Source organism: Kitasatospora sp. NPDC056731, assembly GCF_040687675.1.
Lineage (GTDB): Bacteria > Actinomycetota > Actinomycetes > Streptomycetales > Streptomycetaceae > Kitasatospora.
Genome location: NZ_JBFBNR010000043.1, coordinates 1 through 21,808 on the forward strand (window position 1 = coordinate 1; position 21,808 = coordinate 21,808).

At 68.2% G+C, this 21,808-nt stretch carries 18 protein-coding genes and 4 pseudogenes; 18 read left to right on the forward strand and 4 right to left on the reverse strand.

Features of this window, described 5'->3' with window-relative positions; translation table 11 throughout:
- Nucleotides 1–82: 82 nt before the first annotated feature.
- Nucleotides 83–556 (reverse strand): winged helix-turn-helix domain-containing protein, encoded by a 474-nt coding sequence (locus AB0R04_RS31340; protein ID WP_363377027.1) that lies wholly within the window; start codon nt 554–556, stop codon nt 83–85.
- 71 nt (nt 557–627) lie between these two features.
- Nucleotides 628–789, reverse strand: coding sequence for a hypothetical protein (locus AB0R04_RS31345; protein WP_363377028.1), 162 nt, complete (start codon nt 787–789; stop codon nt 628–630).
- A 14-nt stretch (nt 790–803) separates the two neighbouring features.
- On the opposite strand from AB0R04_RS31345, the gene AB0R04_RS31350 reads away from it, so the two are divergent.
- A complete protein-coding gene (locus AB0R04_RS31350) occupies nt 804–2,570 on the forward strand; it encodes an IS1182 family transposase (protein ID WP_363377029.1) in 1,767 nt (588 codons plus the stop codon).
- On the opposite strand, the pseudogene AB0R04_RS31355 reads toward AB0R04_RS31350, so the two are convergent.
- Nucleotides 2,538–2,783: pseudogene (locus tag AB0R04_RS31355) on the reverse strand (integrase core domain-containing protein); the annotation flags it as partial. The gene AB0R04_RS31350 and the pseudogene AB0R04_RS31355 sit on opposite strands and share 33 nt — an antisense overlap.
- Nucleotides 2,784–2,830: 47 nt before the next feature.
- On the opposite strand from AB0R04_RS31355, the pseudogene AB0R04_RS31360 reads away from it, so the two are divergent.
- The 3 genes and pseudogenes from AB0R04_RS31360 (at nt 2,831) to AB0R04_RS31370 (ending at nt 5,595) form a co-directional block, all read left to right on the forward strand.
- Nucleotides 2,831–4,229 (forward strand): annotated as a pseudogene (locus AB0R04_RS31360) (IS30 family transposase).
- A gap of 40 nt (nt 4,230–4,269) precedes the next feature.
- On the forward strand, nt 4,270–4,566 hold the full coding sequence (locus AB0R04_RS31365) for an IS3 family transposase (protein WP_363377030.1): 297 nt from the start codon (nt 4,270–4,272) through the stop codon (nt 4,564–4,566).
- A 33-nt stretch (nt 4,567–4,599) separates the two neighbouring features.
- Complete coding sequence (locus AB0R04_RS31370) at nt 4,600–5,595, forward strand: IS4 family transposase (protein ID WP_363377031.1); 996 nt, start codon at nt 4,600–4,602, stop codon at nt 5,593–5,595.
- Between the two features lie 240 nt (nt 5,596–5,835).
- Here AB0R04_RS31370 and AB0R04_RS31375 read toward each other — a convergent pair whose 3' ends face one another.
- Nucleotides 5,836–7,299, reverse strand: coding sequence for a transposase (locus tag AB0R04_RS31375; RefSeq protein ID WP_363377032.1), 1,464 nt, complete (start codon nt 7,297–7,299; stop codon nt 5,836–5,838).
- Nucleotides 7,300–7,624: 325 nt separating this feature from the next.
- On the opposite strand from AB0R04_RS31375, the pseudogene AB0R04_RS31380 reads away from it, so the two are divergent.
- From AB0R04_RS31380 to AB0R04_RS31445, 14 genes and pseudogenes are all read left to right on the forward strand, one after another.
- Nucleotides 7,625–7,828: pseudogene (locus AB0R04_RS31380) on the forward strand (IS630 family transposase); the annotation flags it as partial.
- 1,034 nt (nt 7,829–8,862) lie between these two features.
- Nucleotides 8,863–9,006, forward strand: a complete 144-nt coding sequence (locus tag AB0R04_RS31385; protein WP_363377033.1) for a hypothetical protein — start codon at nt 8,863–8,865, stop codon at nt 9,004–9,006.
- 91 nt (nt 9,007–9,097) lie between these two features.
- Nucleotides 9,098–10,318, forward strand: a complete 1,221-nt coding sequence (locus AB0R04_RS31390) for a hypothetical protein (RefSeq protein ID WP_363377034.1) — start codon at nt 9,098–9,100, stop codon at nt 10,316–10,318.
- The gene (locus tag AB0R04_RS31395) at nt 10,308–11,696 is read left to right on the forward strand and encodes an MATE family efflux transporter (RefSeq protein ID WP_363377035.1); all 1,389 of its coding nucleotides are present in this window, start codon (nt 10,308–10,310) and stop codon (nt 11,694–11,696) included. Before AB0R04_RS31390 ends, AB0R04_RS31395 begins: the two co-directional genes overlap by 11 nt.
- The gene (locus AB0R04_RS31400; protein ID WP_363377036.1) at nt 11,693–12,889 is read left to right on the forward strand and encodes a PQQ-binding-like beta-propeller repeat protein; all 1,197 of its coding nucleotides are present in this window, start codon (nt 11,693–11,695) and stop codon (nt 12,887–12,889) included. Before AB0R04_RS31395 ends, AB0R04_RS31400 begins: the two co-directional genes overlap by 4 nt.
- On the forward strand, nt 12,886–14,664 hold the full coding sequence (locus AB0R04_RS31405; RefSeq protein ID WP_363377037.1) for a M3 family metallopeptidase: 1,779 nt from the start codon (nt 12,886–12,888) through the stop codon (nt 14,662–14,664). The genes AB0R04_RS31400 and AB0R04_RS31405 overlap by 4 nt, the downstream gene beginning before the upstream one ends.
- Before the next feature lie 36 nt (nt 14,665–14,700).
- Complete coding sequence (locus AB0R04_RS31410) at nt 14,701–15,345, forward strand: O-methyltransferase (RefSeq protein ID WP_363377038.1); 645 nt, start codon at nt 14,701–14,703, stop codon at nt 15,343–15,345.
- Between the two features lie 8 nt (nt 15,346–15,353).
- On the forward strand, nt 15,354–16,109 hold the full coding sequence (locus AB0R04_RS31415; protein WP_363377039.1) for an SDR family oxidoreductase: 756 nt from the start codon (nt 15,354–15,356) through the stop codon (nt 16,107–16,109).
- 13 nt (nt 16,110–16,122) lie between these two features.
- Nucleotides 16,123–17,202: an aldo/keto reductase gene (locus AB0R04_RS31420; protein ID WP_363377040.1), complete on the forward strand. Its 1,080-nt coding sequence runs from the start codon at nt 16,123–16,125 to the stop codon at nt 17,200–17,202.
- The gene (locus AB0R04_RS31425; RefSeq protein ID WP_363377041.1) at nt 17,199–17,699 is read left to right on the forward strand and encodes a hypothetical protein; all 501 of its coding nucleotides are present in this window, start codon (nt 17,199–17,201) and stop codon (nt 17,697–17,699) included. The genes AB0R04_RS31420 and AB0R04_RS31425 overlap by 4 nt, the downstream gene beginning before the upstream one ends.
- Nucleotides 17,700–17,727: 28 nt before the next feature.
- Nucleotides 17,728–18,372 (forward strand): DUF6445 family protein, encoded by a 645-nt coding sequence (locus AB0R04_RS31430; RefSeq protein WP_363377042.1) that lies wholly within the window; start codon nt 17,728–17,730, stop codon nt 18,370–18,372.
- A gap of 16 nt (nt 18,373–18,388) precedes the next feature.
- Nucleotides 18,389–19,048: a pentapeptide repeat-containing protein gene (locus AB0R04_RS31435; protein ID WP_363377043.1), complete on the forward strand. Its 660-nt coding sequence runs from the start codon at nt 18,389–18,391 to the stop codon at nt 19,046–19,048.
- A gap of 180 nt (nt 19,049–19,228) precedes the next feature.
- Nucleotides 19,229–19,624: pseudogene (locus AB0R04_RS31440) on the forward strand (3-isopropylmalate dehydratase small subunit); the annotation flags it as partial.
- A 936-nt stretch (nt 19,625–20,560) separates the two neighbouring features.
- Nucleotides 20,561–21,724 carry a protein-L-isoaspartate O-methyltransferase gene (locus AB0R04_RS31445; RefSeq protein WP_363377044.1) on the forward strand — a complete coding sequence of 388 codons (1,164 nt, stop codon included), beginning with the start codon at nt 20,561–20,563 and terminating at the stop codon, nt 21,722–21,724.
- Nucleotides 21,725–21,808: the final 84 nt, after the last annotated feature.

The window sequence follows — 21,808 nt, forward strand, 5'->3', positions numbered from 1 at the left end:
GCCGGGTAAGCGTGCTGTGGGCCCTCCTGCGCGACAACCGGACCTTCACTCCCGATCCAGTTGCGCAGACGGCTTGACTCGGTCATTGAGACTCCCTCCACGCGGTCACAACCTGCTCGTCGCGCTCGGCGGCCCGCCGCGTGGGGACCTGCGGCGTGAAGCCGAGCCGGCGCATCAACCGCGTGGCCCCCGAGACGCTGTACGACACGTGGAACTTACGGCCGATCAGCGTCGCCACCCGCGCACCGGTCCACACCTGGTCCTCGTCCCAGCCGTGCACGGCCGGCCCCTGCTCGAGGCATTCGGCCAGCTTCTCCTGGCACCGTGCCGACAGCTTGCACCGCTGCCCACCCGGTCCCCGTGAGGCCAGCGCGCCGACCCCGCCCTCCCGCCAGGCCAGCTGCCACTGGTAGGCCGATTTCACGGTCACCCGCAACCTGCTGGCAACTTCCCTCGGCGGGACACCCTCGTCGAACAACGCGGCGGCCTCCAGCCGCACCGCCTCGCGGCGCTGACGTGCCTTCGCCGTCAGTCCGCCCCCATCCGCATAGCGCATACCAACGGCATAGCGCGCAAATGACCGCCAGTCAGCTACACAAACAGGCCAATCACCTCGAAGCGCCAAGGTCAGTAGCTGGTCAGGACGGGTTCGGGTGGTTGGACGGCCACTGGTTCGGCGGTCGCCTGGTCGGCGTAGTGCTTCGCCTCGTACTCGTCGGGGCTGAGCCAGCCGAGGCGCTTTTGGATGCGGGGGGTGTTGTACCAGCCGTCGATGACCCGGTTGCCCAATTGGGTGAACCTGCGTGATCTCGCTGCCGCGCGGCCGCGGTGAGCCGGAGCATTCGTGTCAGCGGCCGGGGTTTCAGGTCCGTCGTGCGGCCGCGGGACGGGGTGGAGAGATGTCGATGGGTGGCGGTTCGGGCCGGGAGGTTCCCGAGGAGACGCGGGTGGTCGCTTGCGCGGCGTTTCCTAAGGGGTGTCTGGCGATGCGGGTTCGGGACTCGCTCGGCCCGCTGTTCGAAGACGAGGTCTTCAGGTCCGCGTTCGGTGTTCGCGGCCGTCCGGGGATCTCGCCCGGGCAGTTGGCGCTGGTGTGTGTGCTGCAGTTCGCTGAGAACCTGACCGACCGCCAGGCCGCGCACGCGGTGCGGGCAAGGATCGACTGGAAGTACCTGTTGGGCCTCGAACTTGCGGATCCAGGCTTCGACTTCACTGTACTGACTGGGTTCCGGGACCGGCTCCTGGCGCACGGTTTGGAGGAGAAGGTTCTGGATCTCCTGCTGGGGCGGCTGATCGAGTTGAAACTGGTGGACTCCGGGAGCCGGCAGCGCACCGACTCCACCCATGTCCTCGCTGCGGTAAGGAACTTGAACCGTCTTGAGTTTGTGGGCGAGACGCTTCGGGCGGCGTTGGAGGCGATCGCCGTGTTGGCGCCCGGGTGGCTCGTCGCGTGGATGGATCCCTCGTGGCAGGAACGCTATGGGGCCAGGGTGGACTCCTACCGGCTGCCGAGCGAGGAGGACAAGCGGGTCCAGCTCACCCAGCGCATCGCGGCTGACGGATACATTCTGCTCGAAGCGGTGGTTTCCCCCGCGGCTCCGGGCTGGCTGCGGGAGGTCTCCGCCGTCGCCACTTTGCGGATGGTGTGGCTGCAGCAGTTCAAGCGCACGGTGATCGACGGGGTGCAGGAGGTGGCCTGGCGGGGGAAGGACGATCTTCCGCCCAGCAGAGTCAGGATCACCTCGCCGTACGACCCGGACTCCCGCAACGCGCTGAAGCGCGGATCGGTCTGGGACGGCTACAAAGTCCACTTCAGCGAGACCTGCGACGCACCCGACTCCGGTCGCCCGCACGTGATCACCCATGTGGTCACCACGGACGCCACTGTCGGCGACTCGGTGGTCGTCGACGAGATCCACGACCGCCTCGACGGCAAGGGCCTGCTGCCCTCCGAGCACCTCATGGACGCCGGCTACATCTCCGCCGAGCTCCTGCTGGCCGCTCCGATCGACCATCAGGTCTGTGTCATCGGCCCGGTCAGACCCAATACCACCCGTCAGACGGTCCAGGCCGCCGACTTCGGCAAGTCGTCGTTCGCCATCAACTGGGCTTCACAGCACGCAACTTGTCCGAAAGGGGCTATCAGTCGCTACTGGACCGAGGGCCACGACCACAATCAGCGGTCGGCGATCCGCATCCGCTTCGCCACTGAGACGTGCGCTCCCCGCCCGGTGCGTGACCAGTGCACCAGCTCCACTCGCTACGGTCGCCAGCTCACCGTCCGCCCGCAGGCGCAAGACGCCATCCTCGAGCGCGTCCGAGCAGAGCAGGCCACCGACGAATGGAAGGACCGCTACGCGGTCCGCGCGGGCGTCGAAGGCACGATCCACCAGGCCGTCGCGGCCACCGGCGCCCGCCGGACCCGCTACATCGGCCTGTCGAAGACGCACCTCGCGCACGTCTTCACGGCCACAGCCATCAACCTCATCCGCCTTGATGCCTGGTGTAACGAGAAGCCACTCGCCCGCACCCGGACATCACACCTCGCCGCTCTCGACCTCGCCGCATAGGGCAATTGGGCAACGGGGTCCGTCGATGTAGGCGAACAGCGCCAGGTCGGCGTCCGTGCGGGTCGCGAACGTCGTGCGGCGCACGCACTCGGTCTTCAGGACGCTCCAGAAGTTCTCCGCCAGGGCGTTGTCGAACGAGTCGCCCACGCTTCCCATACTCGGCTCGATTCCTGCCTTCAGCAGGCGGGTTGTGAGCTTGATGGACGTGTACTGGGTGGATTCAATTGATCGTCGCAACACCTTGATCAAGGTGGTGTTGCATGGGACGGCCAGCAAGGTGGATCACGGCGCTGACGGGGCGTCCGGCGATGCGTTCGCCGGGGAGGCCCCCGATCCGGCGCGGCGTGGAGCGGGAGTTCTGGGTGCGGATCGCAGAGGGGATGTCCAGCGAGGAGGCGGGGATCGCGTGCGGTGTCTCGGGCGTGGTCGGCTCGCGATGGTTCCGCGAGAGCGGCGGCATGCCCGCGCTCGGATTGGGGCCGGACTCGGGCCGGTACCTGTCCTTCGCCGAGCGCGAGGAGATCGCGCTGCTGCGAGCTCAGGATGTCGGAGTTCGAGAAATCGCGCGCCAGCTGGGCCGGTCGCCCTCCACGATCTCGAGGGAATTGCGGCGCAACGCGGCCACCCGCGGTGCCCGGCTGGACTACCGGGCCTCGATCGCCCAGTGGAAGGCCGAGTTGGCGGCTCGGCGCCCCAAGATCCCGAAGCTCGTGGCAGACGAACGCCTGCGCGGCTACGTCCAGGACCGATTGTCGGGCGAGGTCCAACTTCCGGATGGGTCAACCGTGTTCGGTCCACAGACCCCGCGGTGGAACGGACGCAACAAACCGCGCCGTGAGGACCGGCGGTGGGTGACGGCCTGGAGCCCTCAGCAGATCGCCAACCGGCTCCCGGTCGACTTCCGGGACGACGACTCCATGCGGATCTCCCACGAGGCGATATACCAGGCGCTCTACATCCAAGGACGCAGAGCGCTCGATCGGGAGCTGGTCACCTGCCTGCGGACCGGACGGGCGCTGCGGGCTCCCCGGGCGCGCTCCCGGCAGCGTGCCGTCGGCCACGTCACCCCCGAGACCGTGATCGCCCAGAGGCCGGCCGAGGCCGACGGCCGAGCCGTTGCCGGCCACTGGGAGGGCGACCTGATCATCGGCACCAACCAGTCCGCGATCGGCACCCTCGTAGAACGCACCACACGGTTCACCATGTTGCTGCACCTTCCCCGCCTTGAGGGCTACGGAGTCGAACAACGCGTCAAGAACGGCCCGGCCCTCGCGGGACACGGTGCCGGAGCCGTCCGCAACGCCATCGCCACCGCGTTCGCGGCTATGCCGGAGCACGTGCGCCGCTCGCTGACCTGGGACCGCGGCAAGGAACTGGCCCAGCACGTGCAACTGAGCGCGGCCACGGGGATGAAGGTTGTTCTTCGCGGACCCGCGCAGCCCCTGGCAGCGCGGCACCAACGAGAACACGAACGGGCTGCTGCGACAGTACTTCCCGAAAGGAACGGATCTGTCCCGATGGACCGCCGACGAAATCAATGCGGTCGCCGCTACCCTCAACGACAGGCCTCGCAAGACCCTCGATTGGCGGACACCTGCCGAAGCCCTCGATGAACAGCTAAAGTCGCCGGTCAGAGCCGGTGTTGCGACGACTGGTTGAACCCAAGCAATACACGTCCATCAAGCTCACAACCCGCCTGGTGCGAGCTGGAGTCGAGGCGTCCATGGGATCCGTCGGGGACTCCTACGACAACGCTCTGGCGGAGAACCTCTGGACGCTGCTCAAGTCCGAGTGCGTGCGGGGCCGCACATTCGTCACCCGGGCCGAGGCGAACCAAACCCTGTTCGAGTACATCGACGGGTTCTACAACACCCGCCGCATCCAGAAACGACTCGGCTGGCTCAGCCCCATCGAGTACGAGGAGAAGTACTACGCCGAACAGGGAACCACCGAACGAACGAACCCGAACACCAACCAACCCACCCTGACCTGCTGATCAGCACCTCCCACCCACCGGGGGAGCCTCAAGGTGGTGCGGCTGCTATCCGAGGGACTGCACCGTGGTGGCTGGGACGTCCCGTGCACCGCGGCGATCAGCCGGGCCCGGGTCCGGCTGGGGCCGGAGCCGTTGCGGGAGCTGTTCGAGCGGGTCTGCCGTCCGGTCGCGACGGCCGAGACGTCCGGCGCGTGGTACCGGCGGTGGCGGCTGGTGGCGATCGACGGGACTGCGCTCGAGGTTCCGGACACGTCGGCGAACGCCGAGCACTTCGGGCGGGCGGTCTCCGACCGCGGCGCGGGGGCATTCCCGCAGGTGCGTCTTGTGGCGTTGGCCGAGTGCGGCACCCATGCCGTGTTCGCTGCGGCGATGGGGCCGTTCACGGTCAGCGAGGTCGCACTGGCGGAACAGCTGTGGGACCGCATGGAACCGGGAGTGCTGGTCCTGGCGGACCGGAACTTCCCGGCCTTCCCACGCTGGCGGGCCGCCAAGGCGGGCGGGGCAGATCTGCTGTGGCGGGTCAAGAGCAACGCCGTCCTGCCGATGTGCAAGCAGTTGGAGGACGGCTCCTACCTCTCACAGATCTTCGCCACCAAGGACTACTGCCAGTGCTCCGACCCGGAACACGTCCGCGTCATCGAGTACACCCTGCAAGGCGGCGACGAGGTCTACCGACTGATCACTACCGTCCTCGACCCCGACCAGGCACCCGCCCGCGAACTCGCAGTGCTCTACCACGAGCGCTGGGAGATCGAATCGTTGCTGGACGAGTTGAAGGTCCACCAATCCGGCGCGGGATCCGTCCTGCGCTCCAAGACGCCGGACGGAGTGACACAGGAAGTGCACGGCATGCTCCTGGTGCACCATGCACTGCGACAACTCGCCCACCAGGCGGCACGATCACGACAGGTCGACCCGGACCGCATCTCGTTCACCCGCACCCTGCACGCCGCCCGCCGACAGGTCCCCGCCCAGGCGGGCTTTTCCCCCCGGACGACTGATCCGGGCGCTGGATCGGGCACTCGCTGAGATCACCCGCCGGCTCCTGCCCGAGCGCCGTGTACGCTCCTGTCCCCGCGTGGTGAAACGGAAAATGTCCCACTGGCTCATGAAACGACCTGAACACCACAACTGGCCACAGAGACCAGCATCGACACCCGACACGGTCACCATCACACCGGCATCCCGAACCACCTCGAAGGCCAAACGCAAACTCCCACAAAGCGCCTAAAGTCAGCAGCATGACTCTGTTGGCGATCTTGTGACGCGTCAGCCAGCGGCCGTGCAGAGGGCGTGGAAATGGCTGGGGGCTCGGCGGGGGCGGGTCGGGTCGGCGATCCAGTCGGTGACGCGGGTGACGTTGCAGGCCAGACCGGTGAGTACGTGCTGGACATGTGTTCTTGGCAGGCCTCGGTAGCGTGTCCGGCGCAGGCCGCAGGTGCGGACGTTCTGGGAGAGGGTGGCTTCGATGCCGGCGCGGATCGCGTATCGGCGCTGCCAGTCCTGGGTGTGCTGGTCGAGGCGGTTGCGTTGCTGGATCTCGTGCAGTTCGCGGGTGGGTAGCAGTGCGAGCGCGCGCGGGCCGCTGGCCGCGTTGGTGCACTGGGGGCGGACGGGGCAGGCCAGGCAGGTGGCTTTGTCGAATTTGACCTGGATGTAGTCGTGGCCGTTGATGTGCAGGGGGCGCCACTCGCGGCTGAGGTTGCCCTGGGGGCAGCTGGCCCGATGGTGGTCCCAGTCGACGGCGAAGGCGGCCTTGTCGAACCCGGCCCCGCTTTTGGCCTGGTGGCTGTGGTCGGGAACGACGGGTCCGAGCAGGGTGATGCCGTGCACCCGGCGGGCGCGTTCGATGTGCGCGGGGCTGGTGTAGGCGGCGTCGACCACGTGCTCGGCCGGGGTCAGGCTGATCGCGGCCAGGTCGTCGTGGATCACGGGGGTGAGTTCGCCGTCCTGTACCGGGGCGATCGTGGTGGCCACGTGCACGACCACCTCCGGCAGCTCTGACGTGCACGTCTCGGTGAAGTGGGCGCGGTAGCCGGACCAGGCGGTGTCACGTTTGACGCAGTAGTGTGCGTCGGTGTCGTACGGGGAGTCGAACCGCAGCGAGGCGGGCGGCAGGGCGTGGCCGTCACGCCAGCGCAGCTGCCCGCAGGCGTCCCAGACGTAGTGGTGGACCCAGACCTGGCGCAGGATCTCCACCTGCGCCAGCGTCCGGAGCCGGGGCGGAGCGTCGGCGGTCCAGGCTGCGGTGAGGATCTTCTGCCCGTCCCGGCCGAAGGTCTCGGTCAGGTCGGTGACCCCGGCCTTCCCGCCGGGGACCCTGCCGATCTCGACCTTGCGACCGTAGCGCTTGTCCCACTCCGGCTCGATCAGCGGCAGCAGCCAGTCCGGGGCCGCCTGGGCGAGCTGTTCGAGTGCGGCGCGCAAGCTCTCGCCTACCAGCTCCAGCCGGCTGAGCGTACGCACGCCTGCGAGCACGTGGGTGGCGTCGGTCCGCTGTCGGCCGCCGGCCTTCAGCAGTCCAACCTCCACGAGCCGACGCAGCATCACCCGCAGCAGCCGGTCTGCCGCGTCGCCCTCGGCCAGCCGGGCCCGGAACTCGCACAGCACAGAGTGGTCGAGCCCGGGATCGTCCAGGTCCAGGCCCAAGGCGTACTTCCAGTCGATCCTGGTGCGGACCGCGTTCGCGGCCGCGCGGTCCGACAGGTTCTCCGCGAACTGCAGCGCCGACACCAGCGCCAACTGTCCGGGTGACAACCCCGGACGACCGTCCTTCGGATACAGGTCGGCGGACGACCGTCCTTCGGATACAGGTCGGCGAACTCCCCGTCCTCGAACACCACATCCAGCCGGTCCCGTATCAGCATCGCTGGCGTGCCCTTCGGGCACGCCGCCCACGCCGTCACCACCGTTCGCCACGGAATGCCCTGGAAACTCCCGACCCGCAAGGACATCTCCGCCCCTCTCCCCGAAACCACCCCGCTCCACTCCAGCGAACCGCCGAACGAACGACCTGTCAGCACCCCACACAAGATCGCCAACAGAGTCGCAGCATTGCGCCTACGCGCCGGACCTGAACCCCGTGGAGTGGCTCTGGGCGCACGTCAAGCACAGCCTGGCCAACCTCTCCTCGGTCGCCGTGGACCGTCTCGAAACCCTCGTCCGCAACCGCCTCAAACGGCTCCAGTACCGCCCCGACATCCTCGACGGCTTCCTCGCCGGGACCGGCCTCTCCCTGGACCTGCCACCACCATCACCTTGAAACGCCGAAGTCAGTAAGTGCTTCATGAACGCCAACGCTTAACTGATCGTTACCCGGACGCGCCTCGGAGATCACCGGGTATCGCCACGACAATCTGACCACCCATCTGCTCGCGGCCGGCCTCAGCGCGATCACCGACCTGGGCTTCGTCGGCCTCGACGACAGCGGCCCGGACGCGGACCTGGAGGTGATCACCGGCTACAAGGCATTCCGCGACCGGCCCCTGCCCCGGGGGCAGAGTCTGTCCAACAAGGCGCTGGCCGCGGTCCGGGCGCCAGTCGAGCACGGCTTCGCGCATCTGAAGAACTGGCGCGCGCTCGGCAAGGTCCGCACCGACCCGAGAGCGGGCGACTGCGCTGGTGCGAGCCCTGCTGGTCCTGACGAACCGGGAAGTCGCCCGCTGACCGGTGATCTTCACCGAAGTCACCCGCCCGCACCCAGCGTGAGCGCCCCAACGCTGGTGCACACCAGGCCCGCAACCTGCTACTTCACGATGCACACCGCTCAATGGTCGCCCACCCGCGGATCGCCGCCAACGACCCCCCGCCTGCACCGCGTCAACCTACTCAAGGAAGTCCTTCGCGCCGTCTACCGCATCGCGAAGGCCGAGGGGTTGGTGGCCGCCGTCGCCGCCCTGCGTTCGCTCGTGTGGGCCCAACACTCCGGCGGTCCTGCCCGGTTGCTACTGATGGCCGGCTGTAGCCGGGGTCACCGAGCCACAGGAAACATCCTCAGGCCCTCGCCGAAGATGAGGCCTGGCCAGCGAAGGTGCCGATGATTAAATTCGGATATGCCATCACCCTCTTGGGCGTAAAGCCCAGAGATGGATTGATCAATTCCATTTTCGCCTACGGAATATTTACATCCACATCCAGCGGGTCGATCCCACTTCAAGGTGCTGTTGACATGACAGGAGAAAGAGAGTTGTACTGGTGGCTCGATCGCCTGCCTGTCGGCTAGTTTGGCAGCAGCCAAGCTGCAGCGGTCCATCCGACGGGAAGGCTCCACTTGTTTCACAAGAAAGGAGTAAAGCGATGGCGAACTACCCGTTCGAGAAGAAGCCCGCCTTCTTCCCCGCACTCAATGCCGAGGTCTTCTTCGAGGCCGAGGCCATGGCAAACGGCCTGTTCGACAACGTCGAGGTCGACGCCGAACTGGACGCGCTGCTGAGCGAGTAACACGCACTGGGGGGTGCGGACTCGTTGCCGCGCCCCCCAGTCTTTGGGTCGTGCAGAATCGCCGGAATGTCTCGCCAAGAATGGAGCCAACATGTCCGATTGGATTGCAGCGCCGTTCGAGAACTCTTTCCAGAGTACGCTGCTCGGCCTCACCTATTCCGCGCACGCGGGGCCGTTGGCCGACCTTTTCTCCCAGGCGTGCGTCAATCAGTTCAACGAAGCGAACTGGTCGTCGTACGGCTACCTATTTACCCAGGTCTTCGAATCCGACGTACTGCGCGAGGCCGCACTTCTCGGCGGCGCCGACCATGCGGCCGTCGCGGATCTCCACAGTCTCCCCACCTCGGCGATGAAGCGGTTGGCGGAGATGCTCGAACACGCCGACGACCTGCCGGTCGTCGGCCGCGTCAATCTGGCTTCGGCCTTGATCAGCGTGTCGCGCTTCGATATCGCGGCCGGGGTGCTGCGGGAGATACCCCCCACGGAGATCGGGTCGCGGGACGCCTTCGAGGTCGGCATGCTCGACTTCATGATCTCGAACCGGCGCGACGACGGGGCCGGCTCGCCACAGGCGTTCTCCCGGATCCGGCACGCCATCGAGGCCGGTTCGATCCCCAGGGACCGTGTCCTGCACGCCTGCACGCAGGCGGTCGTCTGGTACCTGAAACGCCATGAGGCCACGGAGGCCGACTTCCGCTGGTTCGCGTCGACCGGAGTCGCGCTGGCCAGGTCGGACAGGTCCCTCAGCCCGGCTTCGCTCTCCTCGTGGTACCGGGGGATCGCCATGCTGCCCGCGGCGAAGGGCAAGGCCGACGCGACCCGGACCTACATGCGCCGTGCGCGGGAGACCGCGGAGGAGACGATCGCCAAGCGGCCCAGGGCCTTCGAGCGGAACCTCATCAAGACGTACTACGAGTCCACGCTCAAGGAGCACCTCTACCTGACGGGGGATCTGGAGAAAGCGGAACAGGCCGGCCTCGACCTGGTCGAGTTGGACCCCGTCTGGGCTCCGAGCCACGCGGAACTGGCCGAGGTCTACGAACGCTGGGAGCGCATCGAGGACGCCGCGCTATGGTATGAGAAGGCCGCGGCCGCGGGCCCGCCCTACGTCGGTCATCACCTACTGAAGGCGGCCCGCTGCCGCGAGGCGGCGGGCCAACACGATCTCGCCGTTCCGCACTACCAAGTCCTCGCCGCTCTCGCTCCCGCCAACGCGACCGTCCTCCAGGCCGGCCTCCACGCGGCGCGAACGTCCGGGCACGAGGCCACTGTCGACTTCGAGGAAGCACTGAACCTGATACATGTCCAGTAACACCACCACAACTGACGATCAGTCACCCGCCGCCCACACCCGGCTCACCGCGCGGAACTTCAACGGGTACGCCGCCGTGGTATTCATGCTCGGCACGGCAACCGTCGGCTTCGGCGCCGTGGACCTCGCCATGATCGCTCCCAAAGGGGTCGACCACGTCGCGGCCGTGGGGCAGGGGGACCTGCTGATCCTTGGGATCTACTCCTTCTTCCAGGGGGCGGTCGAGGCCTTCAGCAGTCGACTGTCCGTCGCGGAAGGGGCCGAGCGCACCGCACAGCGCCTTCCCGCCCTCCTTGCCGCCCTCCTGACCATCCTGATCATCAGTCAATTCCTGGGCTCCGCAATTGCATACGGCTCCGAGACCGTGATCTCCTGGTTCGGCCAGAGTCCGGACCAGGTACCGCTGGTGGGAGACTACGTCCAGGTGCGGAGTCATGCGGTCGCGCTGGTGATCATCTACTGGATCAGCAACGAGTCCCTGAAGATCTGCGGCGCCCGGAACCTGACGTTCGTCGTCCTGGGACTCGGCTTCGTGATCAACGCGGCCCTGGACTGGCTCTTCCTCTACACAAGTTGGGGTGTGGACCTGTTCGCCACTCCGGAGAGCGCGGTGGCGACCTCCACCGTGGCCGCGCAGGTGGTCATGGCGGCGTGCAGCGCATGGATGTTCGTCCGGCTGCTGCGGAAGCGAGGCATCCCGCTCGCGAAGCCCGAACGGAAACCGGTGTTCGAAGAACTCCGCGGGATGTCCCGCCTCGCGCTCGGCGTGGGAGCGCGGAACGTCAACGACTACACCGGCTCCATCGTCCCCGTGATGCTCATTGGCACCCTCGGCGTGCCGGTGATGGCGGCCTCACTCGTGGCGACCAAGATCTACACCCTGTTCTGCCGGGTCCCCCAGGCCTGCTTCGAAAGCTCCTTTGTCCATTACGGCTACTGGGCGGGAGGCTCCGCGGCCGAGGGACGCTCCGCCGCCGTACGGATCCTGCTGCGCCGCGCCGCGATCCCGACCGCGGTGGCGACGGTGCTCACCGCCCTGGCGTCACCATGGCTGGTCGGCCTGTTCTCCGGTGAGGGCCTCGACCGGACCCTCGCGGTCGTCCTGGTCCTCGCCTACCTGCTCTACGTGCCCCTCTACTTTGCCGAGCAATTCCTCGGCAAGCTCCTCGTGGTTCACCGGCTCGGCGGCGTGCTCTTCGCCGCATCGACGGCGGCGACCTACCTCCTGGTGATTCCCCTAGCCTGGTGCTCCGTGAACCTGCTGCACTCGCCCTTCGCCGCAGTCGCCTGCAAGGGGATCGCCTCGGCGGCACTCACCCTCGTCTTCTACCGCGCCTACCGGCGGTCCTCCCGGGCCATCACGGAGGGCACGGCGTGAACGTCAACCTGCCGGCCCACCGGCACGACCCCCGGAAGAACCTCCTGGTACTGCCCTCGGCGGATCCGCAGGCGGTGTTCTGGGACCGGGAGCCCGTCGTCTGCGGTTTCCGGCGGCTGACCCACCGGCCCGCCGGGCAGTCCCGGGCCATCGAGGTACCGATCAGTTCCAGTCCGGTGGTGGTCAGCGGCGCGGGCGTCGTCCTCGGAGCGAGCGACGGGACGGTCACCTTCTACGACCGGACGCTCGGCAAGGAGTACTGGAGTCAGCGCCTCGACAGCCCGATCTACGCCTCGCTCGTGGCCGATGCCCGGCGACGCAGGGTGATCGTGATCGCCACCAGTGGCCTAGCCGCCTGCTTCGACCTGCGCGGCCGACCGCTCTGGTCAGCACGGGTCGAGGATCCCGTCTACGCCACCCCCTTGGTGCTGCCCAACGCCGACCGGCTCGTCGTGGCCGCGTTCAACAGCCGGTGCACCGGATTGAACCTCGAAACCGGCGCGCGGGTGTTCGATCACCGGCTGCCCGAGCCCTGGCATGCAGCACACGGCGGCTCCGCCGCCCACCGCGACGCCTACGCGAGCCCGGTGGCCACCGGCGAGGGCAACGCCGTAATCGCCTGCGCGGAACACGTGCTCTGCCTGACGCCCGACGGTGAGGAACTATGGCGCACGGAGGTCGGCCACAGCATCAAGGCGTCCCCGGTCGGACTGCACGATCGGCACGAGATATTGGTCGCTCCCGTCGACGGCACCTGCCTCTTCCTCGACAGCCGGACCGGGCAGGTGCTCGCCGCCATCGGACTCGACGCCAAGGTCACGGGGAGCCCGGCCGCCTCCGGCGGACTCGTGGCTGTCGGCACCACCGACGGCACCGTCACCGCCCTGGACGCCCGCTCCCACGGCATCGTATGGCGCTCCGCGCAGGGCGCTCCCCGAGAGTACACCTCCGTGACCACGCTGCCCTCGGGCGACTTCGTTGCCACGGCCGGCAACGGCAACATCGTGTGCCTCGCGCGGGAGGACGGCAAGTTCCTGTGGGAGACCAGCCAGGTCCTCGGCCTGCCCGACCACCGCCCCGCCATGGACATCACGCCGGTAGCCGGAGTCGACGGAAGCATGTACGGCGCCTCGTACTCCGGCACCGCGTATCACTTCCGGTTCCGGCCCCGCGACAAGGAGTCCTTCGGATGACAACGGATCAGGCCCTGAACCCCCGGACCGAGACGCTGGCGACCATGCAGGAATCACTGGCCGGAATGATGGCTCGGCTTCAAGCACTGGTCGGCTGGCCGGCGCTCGGCCAGGACGACCTGGTCGAGATCATCGCCGTGTACAACAACGTCGCGTACCTGTTCCTCTATTTGGAGTCGAACGAACGTCACATCGACTTCCAGCCCCTGCTGCACTGGCGCGACGCGTTCTACGACGACCCGGCCCTGGACGCCGCCCTCAAGGACCGCCTCCAGCACCTACGCTGCTCCGACCCAGAGGCCGAGGAGTCCCGGCTGCTCTTCCTAGCGAAGCTGGAGGAGAAACAGGACGAGACCCGGCGCTCCGGCCAGAAGCGGTTGGACGCCCTCAACGCCGGGGCGAAGTCGCTGATTTCCAGGATCGGCCAAGACCAGCGCGGCCTGTTGCGGCGCCTCGGCATCGACCAGGAGAACGCGTCCCCCCAGGCGGTCTTCTACCGCATCGTCAGCGCGACGGAGGACACCGGCAAACGGGAGAAACTGACCGCCGCGTGGACGGTCCTCCGCGATCGACGCCAGGGCGAGCTGGGCGGGATCGTCGACTCGATGGTCGGTGAGCTGCGGGACCAGAGCCGCGCACGCGGCCACCGTACGGTCCTGGCGGAAACCCTGCAGCGCTGCCGGGTGAGCGAGGACCAGGTGGAGGACTTCCTCGCCCGCTACATGGAACAGTCGATCGTCTCGTACCGGGAGCTCAAGGAGGAGATCGGCGCCGCCGTCGGCGCCTCTGGTGATCTGATTCGCGATCCGATCGACCACTTCGGCTACTACCTGCGCACCGTGATCGGCTCCCGTACGGTGCCCCAACTTCCCCTGGACGGCTGCCTGGAGTTCATCACCGAGATCGTCCGGAAGGTCTTCGGACTGACCTTGAGCCGATCACCGGCCTCGGACCTGACGCTTCTCACCTTCAGGGTCCTCTCCGCCGGCCAAGAGATCGGAACGATCAACTGCGACCTCTGGGACGCGGACGGCAAGGCACTGCGCGCCAACCACACCAAGGGGATACGCAACCGCACGGACTGGTCCGGCATCGTCCAACGGCCCGTCGCCCACGTGTCCTGCCGGTTCACGCGCGACGGATCGGGGGCCGACCGCATCACCTTCCAGAACGCGCACAGCCTCTTCCACGAGCTCGGGCACGCCGTCAACCACCTGCTGATCCGCAAACGGATCTCGAACCAGTCGGGTTTGGACTACCTCCCCCTCGAACGGTTGGAGTACCTAAGCATGTGGTTCGAGAAATGGGTCTTCCACCCCGCGCTGGCCGACCGGCTCGACCTGACCGACGAGGAACGTGACGGGCTGGAACTGTGCCGCACGATCAAGCGGCTCGAATACCGCCGCACCTATCTGGACCGGGCCGTCACCGCAGCCCTCGATTTCGACCTCCACCGCCACACCGAAGGGGGACTGGCCGAATCGTTCGCGCGGCTCGACTCCCGCTTCGGCATCGGCGTCCACTGCGCCCTGGGGGACTTCACCGCCTACTTCACCTGGCCGATGCTCCAGGCCAATCCGGGCGCGTACTTCTCCTACCTGTGGGGTGCCGCGGACAGCGCCGAGAAGTTCGCCGAATTCCATGAGACCGACCTCAACCGGATCCCCACGGCCACCGATGCACCAGACCGCTTCGCGGTCTGCTTCGACTTCGACCTGCCGACCGAGCCCCCGCCCATCCAGCCGGCCTTCGCCTTCTACGACGGCACCCGCTGAACGACCACGGAAGCAGGAAGGTGGTAACAGCGACCGATGACGACTCTGCCGACCTCGTACATGCGCACCATACTCGGACCACGTGACCCCGCACTCGAAGCGGTGCTGCGGGAGTCCCTGCTCGAACGCCACATGCCGACGATCCAGATCGACGACAACGCCGGACGCGTCCTCCAACTGCTCACGACGCTCCGCCGCCCCCGTCGCGCGCTGGAGATCGGCACGCTCTTCGGATACTCGACCGTTCACATCGCACGCGGCCTCCCCGAGGACGGTCGGCTCACCACCCTGGAGATCGATCCGGAGGCCGCCGCACTCGCCCGCCGCAACCTGCGGGCCGTCGGGGTGGAGGACCGGGTGGACGTCGTGGTCGGCGACGCGCTGGAACACCTGGCCACGGTGCCGGAAGCGAGTCTGGGCCTGGTCTTCATCGACGGGGACAAGAAGTCCTATCCGGCCTACCTCAAGGCGGTGTACCCGTTGCTGGAACCGGGCGGACTGGTCATCGCCGACGACGCCTTCGCTGAGGGCGACTTCAGCGCTGAGTCCGAGGCCAGCGCGGACCCCGAACGCGAGGCCAGGGCCATCCACACCTACAACCGCGCGGTCTGCCGAAGCCCTCGACTGTTCTCGGCCTTCATCGGCACGGAGAACGGCCTCCTGGTCAGCTACAAAGGATGAACGCCCCCATGGAACCCAAACGCGCTTTGGTCCTCGGGGCCAGCCAGGGCCTCGGCGCCCACATCGCCGTCCGGCTGGCCGAGGACGGCTGGTCGGTCACCGGTGTGGGACGCCGCCCGCGGCAGGTGACCGCCCTCGACGGGTCCGTCGAGTACCTACAGGCGGACCTGTCCCAGGCCGAGACGCTCGTCGAGCTCCCGAAGCTCGTCGCCGGATGCCCGGACCTGATCGTCCACAGCGCAGTGACCTACCACGACTTCGGCGTCTCGGTCCCCACCCTGGACGAGCTGGAGCAGGTGTTCCGGGTGAACGCGCTGCTCCCGTACCGCCTGCTCCACCAACTGCTGTCGGACAAGCCCGGGGATCGGTTCTGCTCCTGCGTCGTCCTGAACTCCGACGCCATCTTCCACGCACGTCGGCTGTCGGGTATCTACGCGGCGAGCAAGGCGGCCCTGCGGGTCCTAACCACGATGCTCGCCGACACCTTCCGGGCCGACAACGCAAGCGTGTCCACCCTGCTCCTCGGTCCGTTGGCCGACGCCAAGAAGACCGCAGACCTACAACGGATCGCCACGAAGCGCGGCATGTCACCGGAGGAACTCACGAAGGCCTTCCTGCGCCGCTCGAACCCGGACCTCGTCATCGACGAGCTGATCGACTTCGAGAGCTGCTACCTCAGCCTCCGCCACCTCGTCGAGCTCGGCGCGGTGGCCAACGGTTCGCTCTACCGCCTCGACGGCGGCTCCGCCGGCTCGCTGATCTGATCCGGGAGCCGAGATGAACGAGATGAGGTACCGGCAGCTGGGCCGCACGGGACTGCTCGTATCCGCCTACTGCCTCGGCGCAGCGACCTTCGGAACTCGCTGGGGGCCCCGCTGGACGATGGAAGAGAAGGCGGCCGACTCACTCGTCGGCCAGGCGCTCGACCGGGGTGTGAACTTCTTCGACACCGCGAATGTTTACAACGGCGGCGAGAGCGAGATCTGGCTCGGCCGCGCATTGAAGTCCCACTCGGCCCGTGACCGCGTGATCGTGTCCACCAAATTCGGCTACCGCAACGACAGCCGCGACGTCAACAGCGGCGGCGCGACCCGGCGTACGATGCTGGCCTCCGTCGAACGCTCCCTCACCCGGCTCGGCACCGACCGCATCGACCTCTACTACCTGCACCTGTGGGACGGTGTCACACCGGTGGAGGAGACCCTGGCAGCCGCGGCGGACCTCGTTACTGCCGGCAAGATCCGGCACTTCGGACTGAGCAACGTCCCGGGCTGGTACGTCGGCTACGCGGACGCGCTGTGCCGGGAGCGCGGCTGGCCGATGCCGGCCGCCGTGCAGGTCAACTACAACCTGCTGGAGCGGTCGGCCGAGTACGAGTTCCTTGGCTTCGCACGGTACAGCGGCATTGCGGCGATCGGCTGGGGACCGCTGGCCAACGGCCTGCTCGCCGGCCGTTACCGCGTCGACAGCGACCAGCGCTCGGTGCAGGGCCCGGGCAGGCTCACCGAGTCCTTCGGGACCGGCAACGTGGACCCGTTCCGGGAACACGTTCCGCGGGTCCTGGACGCGCTCGACGAGATCTCCGCCCGCACCGGCTGGCCCCCGGCGCAGATCTCCCTCGCCTGGCTGCTGCGTCAACCACATCTGGCCTCCGTGGCGATTGGCGTCTCCGAGGAAAACCAACTGACCGACTGCCTAGCCGCGTTGGACCTGGAGCTGACGGCGGACGACTGCCGTCGCCTCGACCTCGCAGGCCGCCAGCCCGCGCCGTACCCGCACCACTTCCTGGAGCCAAACATGCAGAAACTGGTGCACCAGCACCACGCCGAGAACCAGACCCGCCCGGACAGTCGATGAGGAACAGGACCGTGGAGGTCGTCGACGACTTCCACCCGCGCCCTGACCGCGTGCGGCAGCTGCCAGCCGACGCGGAATGGATGCGCCTCGACGCCACCGGCGAAGGCGCCCTCCGCACTAGGCGGTGCTACCCCTCGGACGAGGCGACCAACGGCCTCACCGCCCTGCTCGGCCGGGCCCCCGAGTTCGAAGCCGGCACCGACGCCTTCGGCTTCTACACATTCGTGCCGGCCGACTCGACGACCCGCATCGAGGCCGAGACGGGAAGCGCGGACCTGGCCGCCGTTCTCTACCTCGCCCCACCACACCTGTGCGCCGGAGGCATCTCCTTCCTGAGAGAGACCCCGACCGGCACCCCGGAGGTGACCATGCAGGTGGCCGTCCGCTTCAACCGTCTGGTGCTGTTCCGCCCCGGCCGCGTGCTCCACCGCGCGGGCGCCGGTTTCGGTGCCGAACCGTCCCACGGACGCCTGGCGCAGGTCTTCCTGTTCAACTGACGCCCCCGGAGGAAGGACCCGGCAGGCAATGCTGCGCAAACTGATCATCGTCGACGACTTCTACGCGGATCCCGACAAGGTCCGTACCAGGGCCCTGTCGACCGACTACGCGGACATCACGCCCACCGACTACCCCGGTCTCCAGAGCCGTTACAGCCTGCGAACCGACGCCCTGGCCCGGGCCTTCAACGAGCTCGTCCAGGCACGCATCTGCTCCGACCCGGCGCGCTTCACGTGGGGGGGCTTCCGCTGTGTCACCGAAGCCAGCGGGCGCGGTACGAAGGTGCACGCGGACATTGCCATCGACTGGGCGGCCATGGTCTACCTCACGCCAGACGCGCCCATGGAGGCCGGAACGGGATTCTTCCGCCACCGGGAGACCGGCGTCGAGGCGCCGCCGACCGACCGCCAGGCACGCGCCCTCGGGTTCCGGGACGCCTCCGATTTCGACGACAAGGTCGTCCGCCGGGACATGGCCGACCTCTCCAAGTGGGAACAGACGGGATGGGTGGGCCCGGTCTACAACCGGCTCGTTCTTTTCCGCGGCAGCGAGGTCTACCACGCACCGCTCGCGGGCTGCGGCAGCGATGCCGCGACCGGGCGGCTGACGCACAACTTCTTCTTCAACGTAGTCACCGACCCCGTCGACGCGGTCCACCGGGTCGAGGTATGACCGCGGAGAGGAGAGCATGATGCGAACACTGCTCGAATGCGCGGTACAGGCGACTCGGGTCCAGCCGCGACCGACACAACGGTTCGCCCTCATTGGAGTCGAAGCAGCCGCCCTGGGCGCCACCGGCGCGCACAGGTTCGTCCGCGCGGCCATCGCCGCGGGCCACACGTACACGTCCGCCAAGGAGCTGGCCGACACCAGCCCGAGCCTGCAGACACTTGCCTTGGCCGCCCTGGCCGGGGTCCAGCAACTCGACACCTTGTGGCTCATCGACGGATGGCGCCTGCTCCGACTCCACGGGGCCGATGTCGACCTGCAGGGGGCTCACTTACGCGGGGCCCAGCTCCAAGGTGCCAATCTCTCCGGCGCGGACCTCAGGGAGGCCGACCTGGTGGGCGCGGATCTGGAGAAGGCTGACCTGTCCGGGGCCAATCTCAGCGGCGCCAATCTGGCTGGCAGCGTCCTCGCTCGGGCGAACCTGAGGGGTTCCGACCTCACCGAAGCCGAACTATGCAGAGCAGATCTTCGTCACTCCGACCTACGCGAGTCCCGATGTATTCGGACCGCCTTCCGCGGTGCCGATCTTTGGGAAGCTGTGACTTTGGGCCTCGATCTCTCCCAAGCCTTCGTCCAGAGCGTAGAGCTTGAACGGGTAGGCAGGTTCTCAGACAGTTAGCCTCCGCGTTTCGGTTGGGGCTGACTGAGCTGGGTTGATCTCCGGGCGGTAGCGCTCGACCTGCCGCGGTGGGATGGACATGCCGAGGGCCCGACGCGCGGTCAGGTGCTCCTTGGTCCTCGGGTCGTGGGCGGTCAGCGGTGACTTCGTCGAGTCAGGTCACCGGGCGGCAGCTCGCGCGAGACCGCGGTCTGGGCCCTGCGGGACTTCGGCATCCGCGCCGTCATCGCCCCCTCCTTCGGCTCGATCTTCGAGACCAACTGCCTGCGCAACGGCCTGCTGCCACTGCCCCTGCCGCCCGCCGAACACCGGCAACTCGTCGAGGCGGCCTTCGCCCCCGCGGCGAGCGCGCGCCTGCGCATCGACCTGGACACCTGCCGACTCACCACCGCGACCGGCCCCCAGCCCACCTTCACCACCGGTTTCACCATCGACGAACGCTCCCGCCAACAGCTCCTCAACGGTCTGGACCCCATCGGCGAGACCCTCCTCCTGCGCGAGACGATCACCCGCTTCCGTACCCGGGACCGCCGCCACCGGCCCTGGAACTACCCGGCCCCTCCGCCCCGCCCGTAGGCGGGCCGGTGGCCGGCTGACTGATCCCAAGGGCCCGGCAGCGGGGGAGTACGGCGGCCGGTCGTGACGCCTGCGGGCGGGTTCTCCTGATCGCCGCCAGCCGACGCCCCCACACGGCGGCGATCCCCCGACCGACTACCCTTTACCGACCCGGGCCTGACGGTCCAGGAACTCGATCAGTCGCGTTTCCGAACGAAGAAGCCGTTCCCGTTGCTCCTGGGGAAGAGAAGCGAGTGCGTCGGCCAGCACTTGCTTCCGTGGAACGTGCACCACGTTGCCGGAGTAGATCCTGCAGCCGGAACACCAGGCGAATCCGATGCAGCGCTCGAATCTGGAGGACTCGGGCGGATGGAAGCGGTACTGGTACGCGCGGACCGGCGCTCGGCAGGCTGCGCAGATCCGGCGTTCGTCGTCGATAGCGGCCCACCCGGTGATGACCTTGCGCCAGTGCTGCCGCCCGGCGGGTGCTCTTCAAGTCGTCATGCTGAGCATTCTCTCTCGCCGTGAGCCGCCCAGCACAGGTCTCGGTCAAGCTCGGACCGGCGACGGACCGTAACGGCCTCACGAGCCACTTCACGAAATCGGCGCCTGAATTCCTGATCTGACCCCACTTTTCCGAGGTGAGATCCAGACCTCGTTCGCAACGCAAGCCCCAAAGGTGTCGCAACGACCGCTGGAACCCAAGACCTGCTCGGCGCGGTGGACGCTCTCGTGCGCGCCCCCTGGGCGCTCCTGCACGCCGTCTACCGCGTGGCGTGGAGGTGCGCGACGATGGGCGGCCGACCGTGTCCGGCACACGACCGAAGGGGAAGTGACGATGGGTGAGCACGAGAAGCCGCCGCCGGATCCTCAGAAGGGCACACCACCTCCCAACAACGCCGACGGCGAGGTCCCCCCGGCTCCGCCGTCCGACGGCAAGCACCGTAAGTAAGAACGGTGGCTGACGAGGACTTGGCCGGGCGCCGGGCTCGCCTGGACGCGGAGATGGAGCGGTGCGGGGCGTGGCCAGCCGCTTCGCCGTGGCTGCGCAGCGCCTTCACCGCGCTGCCGCGCGACGCGTTCGCGCCGGACCGGCTGTGGCGGTGGGACAACCGGGCGTACGTGCCGCTCGACCGCTCGGCGGATCCGGGCGGCTGGGCGGCCGAGTTGTACTCCGGGATCTACTCCGCGGCGGTCACCCAGCTCGACGGCGGCTGGCCGTCCTCGTCGCTGTCCGCGCCCTCGGTGGTGGCGGACATGCTGGACAGCCTCAGGGTGGAGCCGGGGCACCGTGTGTGGGACATTGGCTCCGGCCAGGGCTGGACGGCGGCGCTGGCCGCCTGGCGGGCCGGGCCCGGCCTGGTCGTGACCACCGAGGTGGACGGGCACCTGGCCGGGTTCGCGCGCGCCCGCCTCGCGGCCGCCGGACTCGACGCCGAGGTCACCCTGGGCAACGGCACCCGCAGCGGCCCGCCCGGCGGCGGCCCGGTCGACCGGCTCCACGCCACCTACGCCGTGGAGACCGTCCCCTGGTCCTGGGTGGCGGCGGTACGGCCGGGCGGACGGATCGTCTATCCCTGGGGGTGGCTGGGCCACGTCGCCCTGACCGTGGCCGACGACGGACGGTCCGCCACAGGCTGGGTCCAGGGCCTGGCCCAGTTCATGGGCGACCGGCACGGCCCGGCACAGCCGAGCACCGGAAGCGCCGCCTTCGCACAGGTGCGCGGCAATACCGAGCCCGAGACCCGCCAGGCACTGGACCGTGACTCGCAGCTGCTCGACGACTGGGACCTGCGGTTCGCCCTGCGGGTGGCCGTCCCGGACGCTGTGGTGCTCACCGCCCGGGACGACGACGGCCTCAACGCCTGGATCCACGACGGCACCCGGTCGTGGGCCACGGTGACCGCGCGCGGCGACGGCGAGGCACCGCTGCTTCTTCAGGGCGGACCGCGCCGCATCGGGGACGAGGTGGTCGCCGCCTGGACCCGGTGGGAGGAACTCGGCCGACCGGACCGCTACGACTACGGGATCACCGTCACCCCTGATGAGCAGTGGGCATGGCAGGGCGGCCCGGACGGTCCCCGCTGGCCCATCGCGCAGGTAGCCCAGGCCGGACGCTGATTGGGGAAGCGCGGTGGGGACGCCGTTGCAGCGCCCCGAGGGCCTACTCGGTGACGGCGCGTCCGGCGTCCCCGCGGGCGACGG

Bases quoted from the DNA above. Each gene is read 5' to 3' on its own strand.
- AB0R04_RS31340 (WP_363377027.1), bottom strand. From the start codon at position 556: ATGCGCTATGCGGATGGGGGCGGACTGACGGCGAAGGCACGTCAGCGC.
- AB0R04_RS31385 (WP_363377033.1), top strand. From the start codon at position 8,863: ATGGCGAACTACCCGTTCGAGAAGAAGCCCGCCTTCTTCCCCGCACTC.
- AB0R04_RS31390 (WP_363377034.1), top strand. From the start codon at position 9,098: ATGTCCGATTGGATTGCAGCGCCGTTCGAGAACTCTTTCCAGAGTACG.
- AB0R04_RS31395 (WP_363377035.1), top strand. From the start codon at position 10,308: ATGTCCAGTAACACCACCACAACTGACGATCAGTCACCCGCCGCCCAC.
- AB0R04_RS31405 (WP_363377037.1), top strand. From the start codon at position 12,886: ATGACAACGGATCAGGCCCTGAACCCCCGGACCGAGACGCTGGCGACC.
- AB0R04_RS31410 (WP_363377038.1), top strand. From the start codon at position 14,701: ATGACGACTCTGCCGACCTCGTACATGCGCACCATACTCGGACCACGT.
- AB0R04_RS31415 (WP_363377039.1), top strand. From the start codon at position 15,354: ATGGAACCCAAACGCGCTTTGGTCCTCGGGGCCAGCCAGGGCCTCGGC.
- AB0R04_RS31420 (WP_363377040.1), top strand. From the start codon at position 16,123: ATGAACGAGATGAGGTACCGGCAGCTGGGCCGCACGGGACTGCTCGTA.
- AB0R04_RS31425 (WP_363377041.1), top strand. From the start codon at position 17,199: ATGAGGAACAGGACCGTGGAGGTCGTCGACGACTTCCACCCGCGCCCT.
- AB0R04_RS31430 (WP_363377042.1), top strand. From the start codon at position 17,728: ATGCTGCGCAAACTGATCATCGTCGACGACTTCTACGCGGATCCCGAC.
- AB0R04_RS31435 (WP_363377043.1), top strand. From the start codon at position 18,389: ATGATGCGAACACTGCTCGAATGCGCGGTACAGGCGACTCGGGTCCAG.